General features: G+C 68.5%; 14 protein-coding genes and 1 pseudogene. 7 read left to right on the forward strand and 8 right to left on the reverse strand.

The window, feature by feature from the left end; translation table 11 throughout:
- The first annotated feature begins 3 nt into the window (after positions 1-3).
- Positions 4-4,208: pseudogene (gene eccCa, locus HMPREF0591_RS03585) on the forward strand (type VII secretion protein EccCa).
- A gap of 49 nt (positions 4,209-4,257) precedes the next feature.
- Here the strand turns inward: eccCa and HMPREF0591_RS03590 are convergent.
- The 5 genes from HMPREF0591_RS03590 to HMPREF0591_RS03610 form a co-directional block, all read right to left on the reverse strand.
- On the reverse strand, positions 4,258-4,539 hold the full coding sequence (locus HMPREF0591_RS03590; protein WP_007167053.1) for a hypothetical protein: 282 nt from the start codon (positions 4,537-4,539) through the stop codon (positions 4,258-4,260).
- Positions 4,540-4,688: 149 nt separating this feature from the next.
- On the reverse strand, positions 4,689-6,044 hold the full coding sequence (locus tag HMPREF0591_RS03595) for an aromatic ring-hydroxylating oxygenase subunit alpha (protein WP_007167054.1): 1,356 nt from the start codon (positions 6,042-6,044) through the stop codon (positions 4,689-4,691).
- 10 nt (positions 6,045-6,054) lie between these two features.
- Complete coding sequence (locus HMPREF0591_RS03600; RefSeq protein WP_007167055.1) at positions 6,055-7,815, reverse strand: N-acyl-D-amino-acid deacylase family protein; 1,761 nt, start codon at positions 7,813-7,815, stop codon at positions 6,055-6,057.
- A 117-nt stretch (positions 7,816-7,932) separates the two neighbouring features.
- Positions 7,933-9,069: a phosphotransferase gene (locus HMPREF0591_RS03605; RefSeq protein WP_083212237.1), complete on the reverse strand. Its 1,137-nt coding sequence runs from the start codon at positions 9,067-9,069 to the stop codon at positions 7,933-7,935.
- Positions 9,070-9,179: 110 nt separating this feature from the next.
- The gene (locus HMPREF0591_RS03610) at positions 9,180-9,800 is read right to left on the reverse strand and encodes a TetR/AcrR family transcriptional regulator (RefSeq protein ID WP_007167057.1); all 621 of its coding nucleotides are present in this window, start codon (positions 9,798-9,800) and stop codon (positions 9,180-9,182) included.
- Positions 9,801-9,878: 78 nt separating this feature from the next.
- Here HMPREF0591_RS03610 and HMPREF0591_RS03615 point away from each other — a divergent pair, with 78 nt between their 5' ends.
- Together HMPREF0591_RS03615 and HMPREF0591_RS03620 are read left to right on the forward strand one after the other, a co-directional pair.
- A complete protein-coding gene (locus tag HMPREF0591_RS03615; protein WP_007167058.1) occupies positions 9,879-11,021 on the forward strand; it encodes an Rv3169 family protein in 1,143 nt (380 codons plus the stop codon).
- Positions 11,018-12,100 carry a phosphotransferase family protein gene (locus tag HMPREF0591_RS03620; RefSeq protein ID WP_007167059.1) on the forward strand — a complete coding sequence of 361 codons (1,083 nt, stop codon included), beginning with the start codon at positions 11,018-11,020 and terminating at the stop codon, positions 12,098-12,100. Before HMPREF0591_RS03615 ends, HMPREF0591_RS03620 begins: the two co-directional genes overlap by 4 nt.
- Positions 12,101-12,108: 8 nt before the next feature.
- Here HMPREF0591_RS03620 and HMPREF0591_RS03625 read toward each other — a convergent pair whose 3' ends face one another.
- Positions 12,109-12,549 (reverse strand): ATP-binding protein, encoded by a 441-nt coding sequence (locus HMPREF0591_RS03625; protein WP_050789969.1) that lies wholly within the window; start codon positions 12,547-12,549, stop codon positions 12,109-12,111.
- Positions 12,550-12,608: 59 nt separating this feature from the next.
- Complete coding sequence (locus HMPREF0591_RS03630; protein ID WP_007167061.1) at positions 12,609-12,986, reverse strand: STAS domain-containing protein; 378 nt, start codon at positions 12,984-12,986, stop codon at positions 12,609-12,611.
- 358 nt (positions 12,987-13,344) lie between these two features.
- Between HMPREF0591_RS03630 and HMPREF0591_RS03635 the strand changes: the two genes are divergently transcribed.
- From HMPREF0591_RS03635 to HMPREF0591_RS03645, 3 genes are all read left to right on the forward strand, one after another.
- Positions 13,345-14,472, forward strand: coding sequence for a catalase family peroxidase (locus HMPREF0591_RS03635; RefSeq protein ID WP_007167062.1), 1,128 nt, complete (start codon positions 13,345-13,347; stop codon positions 14,470-14,472).
- The gene (locus HMPREF0591_RS03640; protein ID WP_007167063.1) at positions 14,469-15,047 is read left to right on the forward strand and encodes a cytochrome b; all 579 of its coding nucleotides are present in this window, start codon (positions 14,469-14,471) and stop codon (positions 15,045-15,047) included. Before HMPREF0591_RS03635 ends, HMPREF0591_RS03640 begins: the two co-directional genes overlap by 4 nt.
- Positions 15,048-15,162: 115 nt before the next feature.
- Positions 15,163-16,056, forward strand: a complete 894-nt coding sequence (locus tag HMPREF0591_RS03645) for a fructose bisphosphate aldolase (protein ID WP_007167064.1) — start codon at positions 15,163-15,165, stop codon at positions 16,054-16,056.
- A gap of 5 nt (positions 16,057-16,061) precedes the next feature.
- On the opposite strand, the gene HMPREF0591_RS03650 is transcribed toward HMPREF0591_RS03645, so the two are convergent.
- Positions 16,062-17,141, reverse strand: a complete 1,080-nt coding sequence (locus HMPREF0591_RS03650) for a DUF190 domain-containing protein (protein WP_040621778.1) — start codon at positions 17,139-17,141, stop codon at positions 16,062-16,064.
- Between the two features lie 737 nt (positions 17,142-17,878).
- Between HMPREF0591_RS03650 and HMPREF0591_RS03655 the strand changes: the two genes are divergently transcribed.
- Positions 17,879-18,589, forward strand: a 711-nt coding sequence (locus HMPREF0591_RS03655) for a DUF732 domain-containing protein (RefSeq protein ID WP_007167066.1), incomplete at its 3' end; no start/stop codon positions are given.

Genomic DNA, 18,589 nt, shown 5'->3' on the forward strand with positions numbered 1-18,589 from the left:
GGGATGTCCAAGAAAGCGTTTCCCATCAACCGGGTCAAGATCGAGCCGCCGAAACCCGTTCGGGTGGCGCCGAATGCGCCGATCGCCCTGCCGGAGCGCGAACCCCGCAACATCTGGGTGATGATCGGGGTGCCGGCGCTGATCGTGGCGCTCATCGGCACCATCGTCATGCTCTACGTGTCGGGGGTGCGCAGTCTGTCCACCGGGTTCTTCCCCCTGATGGGTATCGGCGCGTTCAGCATGCTGGCGTTCTCCGGCCGGTTCGGGCGGGCGCGCAAGATCACCTGGGGCGAGATGGAAAAGGGCCGGCGCCGCTACCTCCGCGACCTCGACTCCAACCGCGACGAGATCCAGACCGCGGTGTGCGCGCAGCGCGAATGGCAGCACGCGGTGCATTCGGATCCGCGCGGGCTGGGCGCGATCATCGGTGGTCCGCGAATGTGGGAGCGCGGCCGCGGCGACGTGGACTTCCTGGAGGTACGGCTGGGTACCGGCGTGCAGCACGCGCCCGACTCCGTGTTGTCGGTGACGTGGCCCGACATTCCCTCCGATGAAGAGCTCGAACCCGTGACCGGGCAGGCGCTGCGCGATTTCATTTTGGAACAGCGCAAGATTCGCGACATCGCCAAGGTCGTCAACCTGCGCTCGGCGCCCGGCTTCAGCTTCGTCGGCGAGGACCAGGACCGGCTGCGTTCCTTGATGCGCTCGGTGCTGTGCTCGCTGGCGGTGTTCCACAACCCGCGCGACCTGAAGCTGATGGTGGTCACCCGCAACCCCGAGGTGTGGTCGTGGATGGTCTGGCTGCCGCACAACCTGCACGACGAGCTGTTCGACGCGTGCGGCTTTCGGCGCCTGGTGTTCGCCACCCCGGAGGAGCTGGAGGAGACCCTCGCCGGCGAGCTGCACATGAAGGGGAAACGGGGCGCCTGGACGCCGTTGGCGGCGGCCAGCCCGACCGCGATGGGGTCCGCGCTCGAAACGGGCGCCGACGCGGTGGATCTGGGGCCGCACCTGGTGATCGTCGACGACAACACCGGCAGCCCCGACGCGTGGGAGAGCGTGGTCGGACAGGTCGGCAAGGCGGGAATCACCTTGTTGCGCATCGCCTCCCGCGTGGGCACCGGGGTGGGGTTCGCGCAGGACCAGGTCTTCGAGATGGGGGAGCGGCACAAGCTGCCGGTCAACGGAGAAGTCAAGTTCGGCCGGAACGGCTTCGACGCCGACGGCGAGGACGGGCGCCCCGCACCCCTGCTGCGTTTGCGCGGCAAGTTCTTCGCCCACGCCGACCAGCTGTCCATCCACCGTGCCTACCGCTATGCGCGGGCCATGGCGCGGTGGTCACCGACCAGCCGCAGCGAGATCGCCGATTCGACCGGCGGCGCCGCCGAGTTGCTGCGCGCGCTGGGCATCGCCGATCCCCGCGAGCTGGACGTCGACCGATTGTGGGCCGAGCGCCGGGGCCGCGGCGACGAGCGGTGGTGTGAGATCCCGGTCGGGGCGAAACCCACCGGCGAGCTGCAGAACATCATCATTCGCGCAAAGGATTTCGGCGGCTTCGGGTTTCACTCCGTCGTCATCGGCACCAGCGGTTCGGGTAAGTCGGAGTTCTTTCTGTCGCTGGTCTACGGCATCGCGTTGACCCACTCGCCGGAGGCGTTCAACGTCATCTTCGTCGACATGAAGTTCGAGTCGGCCGCCCAGGACATCCTGGGCATCCCGCACGTGGTGGCCGCCCTGTCGAACCTCGGCAAGGACGAGCGGCACCTGGCCGAGCGGATGCGCCGGGTCATCGACGGCGAGATCAAACAGCGCTACGAGTTGTTCACGTCGGTGGGAGCGCGGGACGCCAATGACTACGAGGAGATCCGGCTCGCCGGCCGCGACCTGCCTCCGGTGCCCGTCCTGCTCGTCATCGTCGACGAGTATCTGGAACTCTTCGCCAATCACGAAAAGTGGATCAACCTGATCATCCACATCGGTCAGGAAGGTCGTGGCGCGAACGTCTTCTTCATGCTGGGCGGGCAGCGGCTCGACCTGTCGTCGCTGCAAAAGGTCAAGTCCAACATCGCGTTCCGGATCGCGCTGCGCGCCGAGTCCGGCGACGACAGCCGCGAGGTGATCGGTTCGGACGCGGCCTACCACCTGCCGTCCAAGGAGAACGGGTTCGCCCTGCTGAAGGTGGGGCCGCGCGACCTCGAACCGTTCCGCTGCTTCTACCTGTCGGCGCCCTTCGTGGTGCCCAAGGTGAAAGAGGTGGCGACCACCGTCGACATGACGCTCACCAAGCCGCGGCTGTACAACTGGCAGTTCCAGCCGCTCGAGGCGTCTGACGCCGCGGCGCTGGAGGCCGCGGCCGCCGTCGACACCGAGCCCGACGAATTCCTCTACCACGACGACGGTTTCAAGCGGAAGAAGATCGTCGACGTGCTGCGGGAGTCGTTGCACCAGGTTCCGCACCGCGCGCCGCGCCGGCCGTGGCTGGAGCCGCTGGAGGATCCCGAGCCCGTCGACACGTTGGTGGGGGCCTACCGGGGCAAGCCGTGGCACGTGGACTACGGCCAGAACCAGGGACTGATGTTCCCGGTGGGCGTGATGGACATCCCCGAGGAGTCCAAGCAGGTGGTGCACGCGATCGACGCGCTGCGCAGCAACGTCATCGTGGTGGGGCCAAGCAGCGCGGCAAGACGACCACCCTGATGACGCTGATGTGTTCGGCGGCAACGATGTACAGCCCGTCGCGGGTGACGTTCTTCTGCATCGGTGGTGCGACCCTGGCCCAGGTGGCGTCGCTGCCGCACGTCACCGACATCGTGTCGCCGAAGGACGCCGAGGGCATCGAGCGCATCTTGAGCAGCATGGACGCCCTCATCGACGCGCGCGAGGACTCGTTTCGTCGGCTGAAGATCGACCTCGACGGGTTCCGCGAGCGCCGGTTCGCGCCGGGCAGTGACGGGCTGGGCGGCACCGACCCGAACGACCCCTTCGGGGATGTGTTCGTGGTGGTGGACGACTACGACGACGTGTACTCGAAGGACACCGTCCTGGGGGACCGCATCATCTCGTTGAGCAGCCGCGGCCCCGAGTACGGGGTGCACGTGATGTGCAGCGCCGGCGGGTGGATCCACGGGCAGCGGCAAAGCCTGCTGCAAAACGCCACGGCCCGAATCCAATTGCGGCTGGCCGATCCGAGTGAGAGTCAGATGGGGCATTCGTCGCTGGAATCGCGCGACGCCGCGCGGCGGACGCTGAACCGGCCGGGCTTCGGCCTGACAGACAGCCTGCACGAACTGCGGGTCGGCGTCCCGGCGCTGTCCGACCCCGCCACCGGCGCGCTGGTGAGCATCGTCGACGTCGGGGCACAGATCGCCGACGTCGCCGGTGTGACCAAACACGCGACGTTGCAGCGGCTTCCGCAGCGAGTGGAGCTGCGGGCGATCCTCGAGTACGACGCCGCGCATCCGAGCGGTGACGACCAGTCCATCGCGTTCGCCATCGGGGAGCGCCACGAATTGGGTCCGGTGCCGCTGCGGCTTCGGGAGAGCCCGGGCCTGATGATTCTGGGCCGGCAGGGCTGCGGCAAGACGCTGTCGCTGGTGTCCATCGGTGAGGCGATCATGAGTCGCTTCGGCCCCGAGGAGGCGCAGCTGACGCTTATCGACCCGAAGACCGCGCCGCACGGTCTGCGGGACCTGAGCGGGCCGGGCTACGTGCGCGCGTACGCCTACGACCAGGACGAGATCGACGAGGTGATCACCGAACTCGCACAACAGGTCCTGTTGCCCCGGCTGCCCCCGAAGGGCCTGAGCCAGGAGGAGCTGCGCGCGCTCAAGCCCTGGGAGGGTGCACGCCACTTCGTGCTGATCGACGACGTGCAGGACCTGCGCCCCGACCAGAGCTACCCGCCCAAACCCCCGGTCGGCGCGGCGTTGTGGAAGCTGATGGAGCGCGCCCGCCAGATCGGCTTGCACGTGTTCACCACCCGCAACAGCGCGAACTGGGCGACGCTGCAGATGGATCCGTGGATGCGGTTCCAGAACTCGGCGAAGGTGGCTCAGCTGTACATGGACAACGACCCGCAGAACCGGATCAACCGCTCGGTCCGCGCGCAAGCGCTGCCACCCGGGCGCGGCCTGATGGTGAGCGTCGACGGTGACGTCGAGGGCGTGCTGGTCGGGATGCCGTCCACCGCGGTCATCCCGCAGCAGTAGACAGCGGACGGCCGGGCGCGACAACGGCATCGTCGTCCCGCGCTGAACGTCAGAGCGGCGCGCCCTGCTCGGCCAGGTTCAGCAAGAGGTAGGCCATGCACATCAGGAAGTTCAGCACCACCAGGACCAGCCCGGCGAACATCATCGAGCGGGTGCCTTGCCGCTTCAGCCGCTTGTACCGCGCGGCGCGCGTCTCCCGGTCGAGCCGCAGCGCGATCAGCGCGAAATGGACGTCCACCACCTCATGAGCCGCGAGGGGCGCCCCCGCCAGCATTTCCTGCACGCGGTCGGGCGCCGTCCGAACGCCGACGCGTTCGAAGTTCTGGCACATTCGCCGCGCGCGTCTTCGCGCGAGTGGTTGATATCGCATCTGTAGCTGATGCGCGAGTTGCCCTCGGTCGTCCCCCCACGGGTTTGACGGGGTCATCACGAAATGGATTCTAAATCGCATCGGACTGATTACGGCGTGTCTACACGGAATTATGTTTGAGGCGGGTCGATCGGCGCCCCGCTCATCCGCTCGGACTGGGGTAAGTCCAGATAACGCTCCAAATTGCGGTGCGTGTTGATCACGCGCCGTTCCTCGCCGGACAGCACGAGATGGGTGAAGCCGGGTTGATGCATCCCGCGCTGCAGGCCGGCGAGCACCCGGATGTCCTGGCTGAGCACCACGCCGGGCTCGGCCTCGCCGGCGGTCACCCGAACATCGGTCGGCTTGGCGCGAGAGGCGCCCGGCGGCATCCGCGTCATCAAGAACATGACCAGCTCGCCGTGATCGGGGTCCGGGCCCGGCCGCGAGCACATCACGGTCAGGTGGTCCGCGTTGGCCAGCAGCGTCATGTTCGGGAACACGTTGTACTGGTGCAGCCGGGTGATCCGGTCCGTGTCCGCCCACTCGAGGTCCACGCCGCGCGTGGCCGCAAACGCCCGGGTGTGGGCGGCGATCAGATCCTGGACCGTCTGCCCCGGCCGGCGTTCGTCGGCGGGAAAAGGGGTTCCCTCGGGAGCGCCCATGAGCGCGCCCTGCGTGTAAACGTAAGCGTCCCAAACCTCTTCGTCGCTCAGCGCGCCGTCGAAGCGGGGGCTCTGCACGCCGTAGGGCTGGTCCGACTTGCCGGTGTGGCCCCAGATGCGTTGTGGCGCATGGATGTCGTCGACGCAGCGCAGCAACTCCGGATGCAGCGTCTGGATGTGATAGGTCTCGCTGTAGCCGTCGGCGATCGTCTTCCAGTTCGCCTCGACCTCGACCGTGAGCGTCGCGTAGCAGCGGAAGTCCCGCAGCCGGCACCAGGCGATGTCGTCGGGCACCGCCTCCAAATATTCGAGCAGCGGCATCGCCTCGGGGTCGAGGTTGACGAAGACGAGCCCTTCCCAGGAGTCCACCCGGACCGGTACCAGCGGGAAATCGGACAGCTGGAGCGAGCCGAAGCCCTTGCGGTTCGGCACCCGCTTGAGCGTGCCGGCCAGGTCCCAGGTCCACCCGTGGTAGCCGCACTTGAGCTCGCGCAGCCCGGAGCCCGAGCCCACGCACACCGAGTTGCCGCGGTGGCGGCAGGCGTTCTGAAAGGCGCGCAGCACCCCGTCGTCACCGCGCACGATCAACACCCCGTACGGCCCGCAGCGGTACTCGAAGTAGTCGCCCGGCTCGGCCACGTGGTCGACCATGCACGCGAGCTGCCACACCTTCGGCCACATCCGCTTGACCTCGAGCGCGGCGAACGCCGGGGAGTAGTAGCGCTCGGCGGGCACCAGGGTTGGCCTGTCCGGCGGCGTGCCGATCGCGTCCTCTTGGACGTGCGAGCGAGTGCGGGCCGGGTTGCCGGCGGGCGCGTGCATGCCGGAGCCCTTAACGCGCTCCGCGCACCAACCGGCCCGGGCGGGCCCCGGTGTCGACGTCGTTGCGGCGGGTGACGGTCCCGCTGACGATCGTGGCCGCGTAGCCGCTGGCCCCCTGCAGGATGCGGTTGCCGCCGGCGGGCAGGTCGAAGGCCATCGCCGCGGGGTGCAGCGTCAGGGCGTCCATGTCGATGACGTTGATGTCGGCCTTCTTGCCCGGCTCGATGGTGCCGCGATCGGTGAGACCGAAGAGGTGGGCGGTGTCGCGGGACTGCTTGCGGATCACGTACTCCAGCGACAGCTTCTCGCCCCGGCGCCGATCCCTGGCCCAGTGCGTCAGCAGGAACGTGGGATAGGAAGCGTCGCAAATCATCCCGCAATGGGCGCCGCCGTCGGACAGCCCGAGCACACCGGCGGGGTGCAGCAGCATCTCCCGGATCGCGTCGCAGTTGCCGTCGGCGTAATTGAACAGCGGCAGCATCAACATGGAGGTCGCGTCCGACTCGAGCATGAGGTCGTAGAGGGTGGACAGCGGGTCCTCGCCGCGGGCCTCGGCGATGGCCGCCACCGTGCGGTCCGGGGTGGGCTCGTAGTCGGGTGGGTTGCCGAGCGCGTACAGCCGCCCGAGGGAGTGCTGCACCAGGGCGAACATGCCGTCGAACAACAGGGTGGGGTCGGCGGGCAGGTCGTCCTCGGACAGGATCGCGGCCTTCACCGCCGGGTCGGCCAGGCGCTGCGCGAGCTCTTCGCGGCCGCATTCGGCCTTCAGCCGGCGGTAGGTGGGCCGGTGGCTGAAGCCGTGGTGACCCTGGAATCCGATCATCATGCCGAAGGGACGCGCCGCGATCTGCGGGTACAGCCGGGCGCCCGCCGCGTGCGCGTCCGCCGACAGGTCCAGCATCTCGCGCCACAGTTTCGGGTCGGCGTCGACCTGGATCAGTGCGAACGACACCGGCCGGTCGATTTCGGCCCCCAGCCGCCGCATCCATTCCAGTTCCTTCTTCGGCGCGACGATGTCCTCGCCCGCGGCACCCTGCGGGGCCAGCTCGAACACGGCCTGCCCGCCGGCCGCCATGGCCCGGCCGAGGCCGAACAGTTCGTCTTCGGCCGCGTACGTGCCGGGCACCGGTTCGCCATCCATCGCGCGGTGGCCCATCGTGCGGGACGTGGAGAAGCCGAGCGCCCCCGCCTCGATCGCCTCGGTGACCAGCCGGCCCATCGCGGCGATGTCGTCGGGCGTGGCCGGTTCGTTGCGGGCGCCGCGCTCGCCCATCGCGTAGGCGCGGATGGCGCCGTGCGCGACCTGGCTGCCGACGTCGACGGCGAATTTCTGCCTGCCGATGGTGTCGAGGTACTCGGGATAGGTCTCCCAGCCCCAGGTGATGCCCTCGGTGAGCGCGGTGCCCGGGATGTCCTCCACGCCCTCCATCAACTCGATGAGCCACTGCTCGGTCCCGCGGCGGACGGGGGCGAAGCCCACACCGCAGTTGCCGGTGACCACCGTGGTGACCCCGTGACCGCTCGACGGTTCCAGGAGGCTGTCCCAGCTCACCTGGCCGTCGTAGTGCGTGTGGATGTCGACGAAGCCGGGGGCCACCACGCGCCCGGTGGCGTCGATGGTTTCGGCGGCTTCCCCGCCCAGTGCGGCGTCGTCGGCGCCGCGCCGGACGACGTCGACGATCTTGCCGTCCTTGATGCCGATGTCGGCGCGATAGCGCTCGGCGCCGGTGCCGTCGACGACCGTGCCGCCAATGATCTTCAGGTCGAACATCAGACTCTCCTCGCCGCCACGGGCCGAAGGCTCACAAGATCCGCAGCATTACGCTACGCGAAGTAGCGTAACTCGCGCGGTGGCCATCGCGATAGGTTCGGTCCCAAGTTGTTTGGCTCAGAGCGACGCCTGCAGCGCCGCCACCGTCTCCAGATCGTCGAGCGCCGCGACGCCGCGCCGTAGCCCCTCCATGGCGATGTTCTCGACCTGCATGCCGCCCATTCCGGCGGTGATCAGCGGGGCCACGTAGGCATACAGCGCGCCCTGGCGGAATCGCAGCCACAGGTCGTCGCGGTCCAGTTCGGGTCCGCCGGCCGCCGCGAGTGCCCGGCGGTAGTCGTCGAGCAGCTCGCGCTGGGTCGCCTGGCGATCCTCGGGCGTGAGGCTGGTGATCAGCGTGTAGGCCAGTTCGCGGGAGGGATGCCCGCGCCGCACCGCCTGCCAGTCGAGCAGCCCGGCCTTGCCGCCGTGGAAGTACATGTTGCCCGGGTGCGCGTCGCCGTGCATGACGGTGTGCGGGGGAGTGTCGATGAGGGCGGCGACGGCGCGGTAGTTGTCGGCGATGAAGCGTCCCCGGTCGACGGGCAGCTGCGTGCGTTCGGCGAGGCGCTTGATCGAGGCGTTCATCAGCGAGCCGGTCAACAGCGAGGTGGCGTCGCCGGAGGGCGTGTAGAGCCAGCCCAGCGGTCCGCGTCGCTCGGGGCCCAGCCGTGTCCAGAAGGTGGCGTGCAGGTCGGCGAGCAGCTCGACGATCAGGCCGGCCTGATCGGGCGACAGCGGATGCAGGGTGTCGGGGAATTCGCACGACTCGGCGGGCAGGTCTTCCAGGACCAGGAGGTAGCGGCCGGTCCACGGATCGAACGCCGCGCCGTACGCGTACGGCGCGCCGACGACCTGCCGGGCGAGCTGGCGGTAGAAGCGCACCTCCGTCTGCCCGAGCCGGCCCAACTCGCCCATCAAACGGGTGGCCGCCGTCTCCGCCGCGAGCTTGACGAACACCGAGTCCGGCACGTTCTTTCCGGTGAGCACCAGCCGGGCGCGCGACGACGTCCCGGCGTCGCTGCTCAGGACGCGGACCGACCTGACGGCTGCGCCCATCACCCTGGAGAGCACCGCCGCGTCGATGTCCTGCACCCGGCGCGGCAATCCCCAGCGGCCGCCGACGACCGTGTCGGTAGCCACCCGGCCCACCCCGCGGCCCAGGTGGGCGGCCAGGCCGACGACCGAAAGAGCCTGCGGCGCCGGGCTTTTCATAGGGCTCATTCCTCGGTGCGGACGTGTCACCCGCACCGCGAGCCGTTCGGACGTCGCGGCACGGGGTCAGACAAAAATACCTGAACGTCTGGACATCAGACAATACGTCATTATTGTCTGATGTGTGGTACCAGGGCACGCACCACGAACTGCTCGACGAACTCGCGTTTGTCGGCCGCCGAGCGGTACCGCCACGAGGGCGCGAGCAGAAACAGCGTCGTCGCGTGCAGCCACTGGACCACCGACCGCGGATCGAGGTCGGCGTGCAGGCGGCCCGTCGACTTCCAGCGATCGAGCAACGGTTGGTAGTGCCGCAACAGCGTCTCGACGATGGGCTCCGAACCCTTCTCCAGAGCCGTCCCCAGCGCGGTGCTCTCGGCTGCGAACAGCGCCTCGTTCAGCGGATCGCCGTCCACCGACTCCACTCGGGCCAGCACCATCTCGGGCACCGACCGCACGGGATCGTCCGGCGCGGCCAGCGAGCGCACCAACTTGCCCAGCGCGTCATCGACGCGGCTCAGGATCAGGCCCAGCAGCACCTCGTCGCGGCCGGGGAAATACCGGTACACCGTTGACCGCGACACCCCCGCCTCGTCGGCGACCTCACCCATCCGGAATTGAGTGTTGCCGCGGTGCACGATGCAACGGCCCGCCGCGTCCAGGATGCGTCTGCGCGCCTCCTCGTCGTCGAGGATCGCGCGGTCATCACCCCACCAGCGGCTCGGTTCCATGGCGCAGATGTTACGGGATCTGCCGCGCAAAACAACGAATCCCATTGCGAATCAAGCACATCGCCAGAGAGGGCAGCCATGGTCTACTCCGCCGCCGATGAGTCGTTCACGCATCAGCTCCCGACGACGTTCGACGCGGTGCACGACGTCGACCCGACGTGGTCGGATCGGTGCTACTTCTTCGCGGCGTCGCCCGACGGAACCATGCTGCTGGCCAGTGGTTACGGCAACAACCCGAACACCGCGAGCGGGCTGGGTTACGTCAAGGTCAGCCTCGCCGACGGGCGACATTGGGACCTGCTGTCGGGTCGGCCGGTGACCGGTGGCGACCGCGCCGAATTGAGCACCGGGCCGATGCGCTGGACGTGCGTTGAGCCGCTGCGGAAGTGGCGGCTTGACGTGGCGCCCAACGGGTCCGGAATCGAGTGGGAGCTCTATTACGAGCCGACCGCGCCGATGTGGGAGCTGCTGCCCATGAAGGTGGTCGGCAACGACGGCCGGATGCTCGCCGACATGTATCACATGAAGGAACCCGGACGCTGGAGCGGATGGGTGCGGATCGACGGCGAACGCATCGGCGTCGACGGATTCCACGGTGGCCGCGACCGAACCTTCGGTGTGCGGGTGTCCGACAAGATCGACTTCTGGCTGTGGCTCGACGCCGGTTTCGAAGACCACGCGATAGAGGCCTGGGTCATCGAATCATCCGACGGCACGGTGCAATACGTGGACGGCGGCATCACTTATGCGGACGGCGCCCTGTCCAAGCGGTTCGTCAAGATCGAGCATGACGTCGAGTTCGACGGCGAGTGGAAACGGCCCGCCCGGGCGGTGCTGGTGTTCACCGACGAGGACGGTGCGACGCATCGGGTGACCGCCGACGCTCCGCATCAACACGTCAACGCCTACTACGGGCTGCCGATGTCGCACTGCAAGTACGAGGACCTGGGCGCCGGCGCATACTTCATCCATTTTCGTTGGGACAGCGGCGATCCCGATCAGCTCGCCGAGACGGAAGCCAAGTCGATGGCGCTCGATCAGCTGATGCGCTTCCAGCGCGACGGCCACACCGGTTGGGGCGTCTTCGAATTGCTGCTGGGCGGCGACGGCTACCGGCGGTACCCGAACTGGACGGCGATGGACATGTCCGCCTTCACCCAGGACAAAACCCCCGTCGAGCGCCTGCCGGCCGACAACGACGCCGCAGGGGCCCTGCGGTGACATCCGACGCGACCTTCGCGGAGCGCCTGTCCGCCTGGCTGCGCACCCGACTGCCCGGCTCCGACGACGTCCACGTCGAGGGTCTGGAGCGGATGAGCTTCGGGCATTCGGCGGAGATGCTGATGCTCACCGTCGTCACCCGCGACGACCGATACCCGCGCCGGGACATGGTGCTGCGGCTACGCCCCCGGCCGCCCGCCCTGCTCGAGCCCTACGATCTCGCGCGGCAATTCCGCATCCTGCGTGCGCTGGGCGACACCCCGGTGCGGGTGCCGCGGGCGCTCTGGCTGGAGGAGACCGGCGAGGTGTTGGGCCGGCCGTTCCTCGTGATGGAACGCGCCCCCGGCGACGTCTACGAGATGCAGGCGCCCGCCGACGTCGCCGATCACACCGTGGTGCGAATGTGTCAGAGCCTGGTCGAGCAACTCGCCGCCATCCACTCCGTCGACCTCGCCCGGACCGGGCTCGGCACGCTCGACGACGGCAGCACTCACCTCGACCGGGAACTCGACCACTGGACCGCGGAGCTGGACCGGGTAAGGCGGGGCCCGCTGCCCGCCCTAGAGCGGCTGCACCGGGCGCTGCGCGAACGTCGGCCCGCGCCATGCCCGACGGTCACTCTGGTGCACGGCGACGCCAAACCGGGCAACTTCGCGTTCACCGGCGGGGAGGTGAGCGCGGTGTTCGACTGGGAGATGACCACGGTCGGCGACCCGCTGACCGACCTCGGCTGGCTGGAAATGCTGTGGGCCCAGCCCGTCGGCATCAACAGCCATCCCGCCGCGCCCCCGATCGACGCCCTGGTCGCCCACTACGAGCAGGCGAGCGGCATCAAGGTGCAGAACCGCGAGTGGTACCGCGCCCTCAACGCCTACAAGATGGCCGTCATCTGCCTCATCGGGGCGATGCTCATCGAGGACGGGCACAGCGACGATCAAAAGCTGGTCCTGGCCGCCTACGGAACCTCGCTGTTGACCAAAGCCGGGCTGGCCGAACTCGGCATCGACGAACCCCTCGACGACGGTCCGGTGCTGCCCCGCGAGGAGCGCGTCCAGCAGGTTCTCGCCCACGCCACGTAGGGCGCGGATCAGACGTCGGACCGTTGCGTGAGGTCGGCCCAGGTCAACGTCACGCGGGTGCCACGCGGGGTGCGATCGATGGTCACGTCGTCGGCGAGCGCCTCCATCAGGGGGATGCCGCGTCCACGCAACTGCTGCCGGTACTGCGCCGGAATCCGTTGGCGCCAGCGCCCGCGGTCGTCGACGGTGACGGCCAGGCGATCCGACCGCCGGTCGTAGGCCGCGCTCACGTCCAGCGTTCCGCGCTGCGGGGCCTCGCAGTAGGCGAACTCCGCCGCGTTGGCGATGGCCTCGTTCACCGCCAGCAGGACGTCGCTGAACCGGTCGGCGCCGAGGGCGAAGTGCGTTTCGAGCCAGGCCCCGAAGTCGGCTCGTACCCGGGCGGCGCTGCGGGGATCGGCGGCGACGCGACTCCGCACGAAGCGGGACCGGTCGTCGACGTTTGACACGCTATGCGGTTGTCGATCAAAGCGCCCCATCGTTCCCAGCTGTGCCCCCATCGCGAGGTTCACCCACCAGCGATGCCGCTCAGCGCGTCGTCGAGCGAGCTGTACAGCGCGAGCACGCTGTCGATTCCCATCAGTTTGATCGGCCTGCTCGTCGCCGAGCCGTTGGCGACGACCGCGAACTGGGTGGGCGCCTCGGTCTCCGCCTGCGCGGTGACCAGGACCGTCATCCCGGCCGAGGCCAAGAAGTTCACTTTCGACAGGTCGACGATCAGCGCGGCCGGTTTGGTCGCCAGCGCCGTCTGAATCGCCTCGGCCAGGTGCGGCGAGCTGAGCATGTCCACTTCACCTGAGACGGTGAGTACGACCGCCTGTTCTACCTGCTGCTTTCCTACCGAAAAAGCGGCCGGGTCGATTGGATCGCCGGTAAGTTCGCCCATGGTCTATCACCCACATTCGGTCCCGCTGGGACACTGTTAGCTCTCAAAATAGCCGCTGCCAAGCCCGGGGGCTGCTTGTTCAACCCCGCGAAAACGCGTGCCCATCGGAGGAGACACACTCCGTCGATCCACGCTGCTAGCTACAGATGCAGCTGCAAGTTCTTTTTCCGATGGTATGTCACGCGGCGAACCACACTCAAAACGAGTGAACGAATCGGGGCGCGGCCACGTCCTGTGAGTGTGTGCGACGGGCCCCACAGAAGTTGCGCATGGGGGTGGCCCATGCGCGAATTGCTTCCACCGGATTCGTGCCGACTGCGGGCCGTTTGGCCTGCGCAGATGCGGGAGGACGGTGGCCGTGGAGCCCGGTGAAGGCGGCGGCGGGCCGGACGATCCGCCCGGTGACGTCAAGCCCGTGCGACCCCCCGTCGACGCCGTGACGAGACGGCGCGCATTGCTGGGCATGGGCGCCGTGGCCGGCGTCGCCGCGGTCGACGTCGGTGGCTTCGCGTATGCCGGCGGCTGGCTGAGGCCCGGCGCGCTGACGCCGCCCCGGTTCGCCGACCGCTTCGAGCACGTCTACGGGCGCCACGACGGCTTTCGCCGCAACCACGCCAAGGGTCTGAGCGCCGCCGGGACCTTCTCCAGCACCGGGGCGGGGGAGGAGGTCTGCCGGGCCGCGGTGTTCCGGGCGGGAAGCGTGCCGCTGCTCGGGCGGTTTTCCCTGTCGGGCGGTCTCCCGGATCAGGCCGACGCACCCGGCACGGTCCGCGGGCTGGGCCTGCTCTTCCAGGGCCCGGACGGCCAGCAATGGCGCACCGCGATGATCAACATTCCCGTGTTTCCGGACAGCACGCCGCAGGATTTTTACGACCGGCTGCTCGCGTCCAAGCCCTTGCCCGGGACCGGCAAGCCCGACCCCGCCAGGATGGCCGCCTTCCTCGGCCGCCATCCCGAGACGGTCGCGGCGATGAAGGTCATCAAGCAGGCCCCGCCGAGCGCGGGGTTCGCCGACAGCACGTTCTACGGATTGAATGCGTTCCGGTTCACCAACGCCGCCGGGACGACCGTTGCGGTGCGCTGGGCCGTCGTCCCGCAGGAAGCGGCGGTCGCGGCGGCGTCGCCGGCCGGCACGGACTACCTGTTCGACGACCTCATCCGCACCCTGGCCCGGCGACCATTGAGTTGGCGGCTGGTGCTCACCATCGGCGAGCCGGGTGACCCGACCGGCGACGCCACCAAGCCGTGGCCGCGGCAGCGGCGCACCGTCGACGCCGGCATCGTCACCGTGACGGCCGCACAGACGGAGGCGCCCGGCAACGCGCGCGATGTCAACTTCGACCCGCTGGTGCTGCCGGACGGCATGACCGCTTCCGACGATCCGCTGCTGGCCGCGCGGTCGGCGGTCTACGCCCGCTCGTTCACCCGCCGCGCCGAGGAGCCCAAGACGGCCAGCGCAGTCGACGTCTCCCGGGCGCTTCGGTGAAGGACAGCGCCGCCGCGCCCCGGTTCGCGCTCCCGTCCCGGCTGCTGCACTGGCTGATGGCGCCGATGGTCATCGCGCAACTGCTCATCGGCGTCACCATGGTCTCGGCGCTGAGCTATTACCCGGTGCTGCTGGCCATCCATCGGCCGCTGGGCGTGCTCATTCTGCTGTTCGCCCTGGTGCGGCTGGCGAACCGGCTCAGGCACCGGCCCCCGCCGTTCCTGTCCACGATGAGTGGCGCCGAACGGCGCATCGCGACGTGGTCGGAATACCTGCTCTACGCGCTGCTGCTGGTGCAGCCGGTGACCGGATGGGCGATGTTGTCGGCGGCGCGGTTCCCGGTCACGCTGGCCGGCCCGCTGCGACTGCCCGGCATCGCGCCGCACAACATCGACGTGTTCGCGGTCCTCCGCGAATGCCACGGGGCCTTCGCGTTCCTGCTGTTCGCGGCGTTTACCGCCCATATGTGCGCGGTACTCTTCCACACGCTCGTCCTGCGCGACCGGCTCCTTGACCGGATGGCGCTGTGGCGCGTCAGGCCCGTCGCGGTGCGGCCGGATCAACCGGGGCTGTGACGACCTGCCTCCAGGGGCGCTGACCGGCCGAATATGATCGGCACGATCATCTCAAGGGTGCGGAGCGCCGCGGGCGCCGTGACCACACGGGACCACGAAGGAGTGGAGAACTTCCATGCCGAACCAGCAGCAAGCGGAGCGGATGACGTCGGGGAAGGGATTCATCGCGGCGCTCGACCAGAGCGGCGGCTCGACGCCCAAGGCGCTGCGCCTCTACGGCATCCAGGACGACGCGTATTCCTCCGAGGAGGAGATGTTCGACCTCATTCACCAGATGCGTTCCCGAATCATCACCTCCCCGGCGTTCACCGGGGATCGCGTGCTGGCCGCCATCCTGTTCGAGCAGACCATGGACCGCCAGATCGCGGGGAAGCCGTCGACCACCTACCTGTGGGAGACCAAGGGTGTGGTGCCCATCCTCAAGATCGACAAGGGCCTGGCGGAGGCGGCTGACGACGTGCAGCTGATGAAGCCGATCCCCGGCCTGGACGAACTGCTGGAGCGGGCCGTCGGTCTCGGCGTGTTCGGCACCAAGGAGCGATCGGTGATCGGCGGCGCCAACGCCAAGGGCATCGCCGCCGTGGTCGCCCAGCAGTTCGAGCTCGCGCACCGGGTGCTCTCGCACGGCCTGGTGCCCATCATCGAGCCCGAGGTCACCATCTCGATCTCGGACAAGGCCGAGGCCGAGGCGATGCTGCGCGACGAGATCACCAAACAACTCGAGAACGTGCCCGACGGGCAGCGGGTGATGCTGAAGCTGAGCCTGCCCAGCGAGGTCAACTTCTACCGCCCCCTGATCGAACACCCGAAGGTGATGCGGGTGGTCGCCCTCTCCGGCGGTTACTCCCGCGAAGAGGCCAACGAGCTACTGGCGAAGAACACCGGGCTGATCGCCAGCTTCAGCCGCGCGCTGACCGAGGGGCTCACCGTCGACCAGTCCGACGAGCAGTTCAACGCCACGCTGGACAAGGCGATCCAGTCGATCTACGACGCCTCGGTCGCCGGCTGACGTACCTAGTAGTTGTGGCGGGCCATGCGCGGCGGGCCCTCGTCCGTGTCGTCCTCGTCCGACACCACCGCGGGCACCATCTCGCTGGTCACCAGCCCTTCCTCGCGGGTCAATTCGTCGATCACATCGAAGGATTCGGCGGTGTGGGCCGGGGTGTCGATGACGGTGGTCAGCACGGGGACGCGGCGGCGTAGCGAAAAGAATTTGTCACCGTGCGGTCGATGATCGCCGTCATAGCCCCAGATGCCGCGCACCACCGTCGCGCCGTCGGGTGATTCGCGCTGGCGGAGCCGCTGCACGATCGCGCGGTGAATCGGCACCCCGTCGTGCAGCGCCGACTCCGAGGTGTAGACGGTCAACTTCTGCCACAGCGGCAGCCCGCGTTCGTCAACCCCCGGCAGCACGTGGGGCCGTTCCAAGAGTTCGCCGTCGCGTTTGCAGACGCGGACCCGCTCCAGCGTGACCAGGGGTTGGTGGAGTAGCTCGGCCAGCTCCGGCAGGACGGCGCCGATGCGCTCGGCGAAACCGACGGCGACGATCATCATCGGCACGTCGGCGTTGCGTCCGAAGAAGCGCGCCCGGTGCCGGTGCCCGTCGGTGACGCCGTCGACCCCCAGCAGCACCGATGCGCCGGCTATCCGGCGCCGGTGCAGCAGATCGCAGACGGCGACGTAGGCGGGGGTGCCGTCGACACGTTCCTTGCGGCCGACGTACACGGTCAGCTTGACGGCTTCCCGCAACTTCTGGGGGAGTGACAGCGGCGCGATGCCGTCGCGCAGCAGCCGCGCCCGCTCCACGGTGACCAGGCCGCGCTGCTTGATGGCGAGCACCGGTTCGAGCAGGGCCTCCATCTTCGCCCTGGTGTCGACGGCGATGATCGCGACGGGCGGGTCTTCGGACAACGACAACGATTCGTCGGTTCTCAGGTGGCGTCCGCTGCCGAAGCCGCCGATGCCGCGCAACACCACGCCGCAGGCGACGCGATGCCGGGCGTAGAGGTCGAGCAGCACATCGGAAAGGAAGCCCTGCTCGGTTCGCCGGCGCTCGGCCAGATATGTGGTGAGCTTCAGGCAGTCTTCGTCCACGGCCACTCCTAAGGTGTTGCGGTGCACGAGCCTTCGCGTGCCGCTCGCAAAGGGCACGGTCTCGGGCGCCGGCGTCCCCACGCTTGGTGGTGATCTTAGCCGGATCGATCGCTTGCCCGCCACGGGTGGCGCTGGCGCTCGGCTTTGGATATGTGTTGCCGCCGTAGCGCCGGAGCGGTTAGCGAACATGTTGCGGTCGAACGTATTTCGATATTTAGGCGCCGCGTCCCGCTAATTGCACTGTGACACTGCAACATTAGCGCAAGACGTTCGGCGCCCCGGTGCGAGCGGAGCCGCCGACTTCGCGCCGAGCGCGGCTTCGCCAGTGAGCTTTTCGCATCACGGACACGCGCGTTCGGCACACGGATGACAGTCAGTTTCCAGCTCAACCTCAGGCTCCATGTATTCCGCGGGTCCGGTGCCGGCGGTACGCTTGCGGCATGCCGTTTTTGAACGGCGGGCCCTTTGCTAGACGCGCCATCCAGCAGCTGCCGGGATCTGGCGGAATGGGCGAGGCGCATCTCGTCCATCATCACCGGCTGCCGCCGGGAAGCGCTCAAGACATCGGTCATAGCCGGATCCGCAGACGACTATGGCCTACGACTCGCGGGGAAGTCGACTCTGGCAGCTCTCGTCGCCAAACACGGTGCGCACCAACGGTCCCAACGACCAAACGTGCGGCATTTCTCGGAGTCCACGCCCGTCACCTGACGGCCCTAGCAGAACAGGATTCATCCATGTTTACCGGCATCACTCGCCCCGGCAGCGCCCTGATCGCCTCCCTCGCGCTGTTGACCGGCGGAGCTGTCGTGCGCGTCGGCGCGGCAGCGGCCGACCCCAGCCAGGATGAGCAATTCAGCGCGCTTCTCACCGCAGAGGGAATCCCCGCCCTTGAGGGGATGCCCACCCTCATTTCGACGGCCCACAAGGTTTGTCGCGTACTCGATAAGGGGATTTCGGTCGACACCATGGTGGACGCGATGCTGAACAACGCGTACACCCAGGATCCCGTCGAGCGCCTCTATCCACGTACCCGCCTCACCCGCACCATGACCCGATTCATCACGGCGTCGGTCGAGGCCTACTGTCCGCGCGACGAGGGCAAGATAGCGAGCATCATGGGCCGACCCAGGGGCGCCGGGTGGCACAAACCGGCGGGCGGCAGCGTGCTGTCGTTGCCTGAGCTGAAGCAGAGCGGCGCGCATGGCGCGGCGCTCGCGTCCACCAGCAGGGTGCTTCCCTCCGGAGACATGACTCAGCCCTCGCCGCCGGACATTCCGCCGCCACCGCCGGTCGACCATCTCCGGACACCGCCCCGGGCGAACGCGGCGCCGCCCGCACCGAAACGGCTGCCGCGGGTGCCGGAGCGACCGCCGGTGCCGAAGCAGCAACCGCCGCCGCCTCCGCAAGTGAAGCCGCCCGCTGCCCCGCCCCAGCCAGGCGGCCCC

Origin of the sequence: Mycobacterium parascrofulaceum ATCC BAA-614 (assembly GCF_000164135.1) — a bacterium.
Classification (GTDB): Bacteria; Actinomycetota; Actinomycetes; order Mycobacteriales; family Mycobacteriaceae; genus Mycobacterium; species Mycobacterium parascrofulaceum.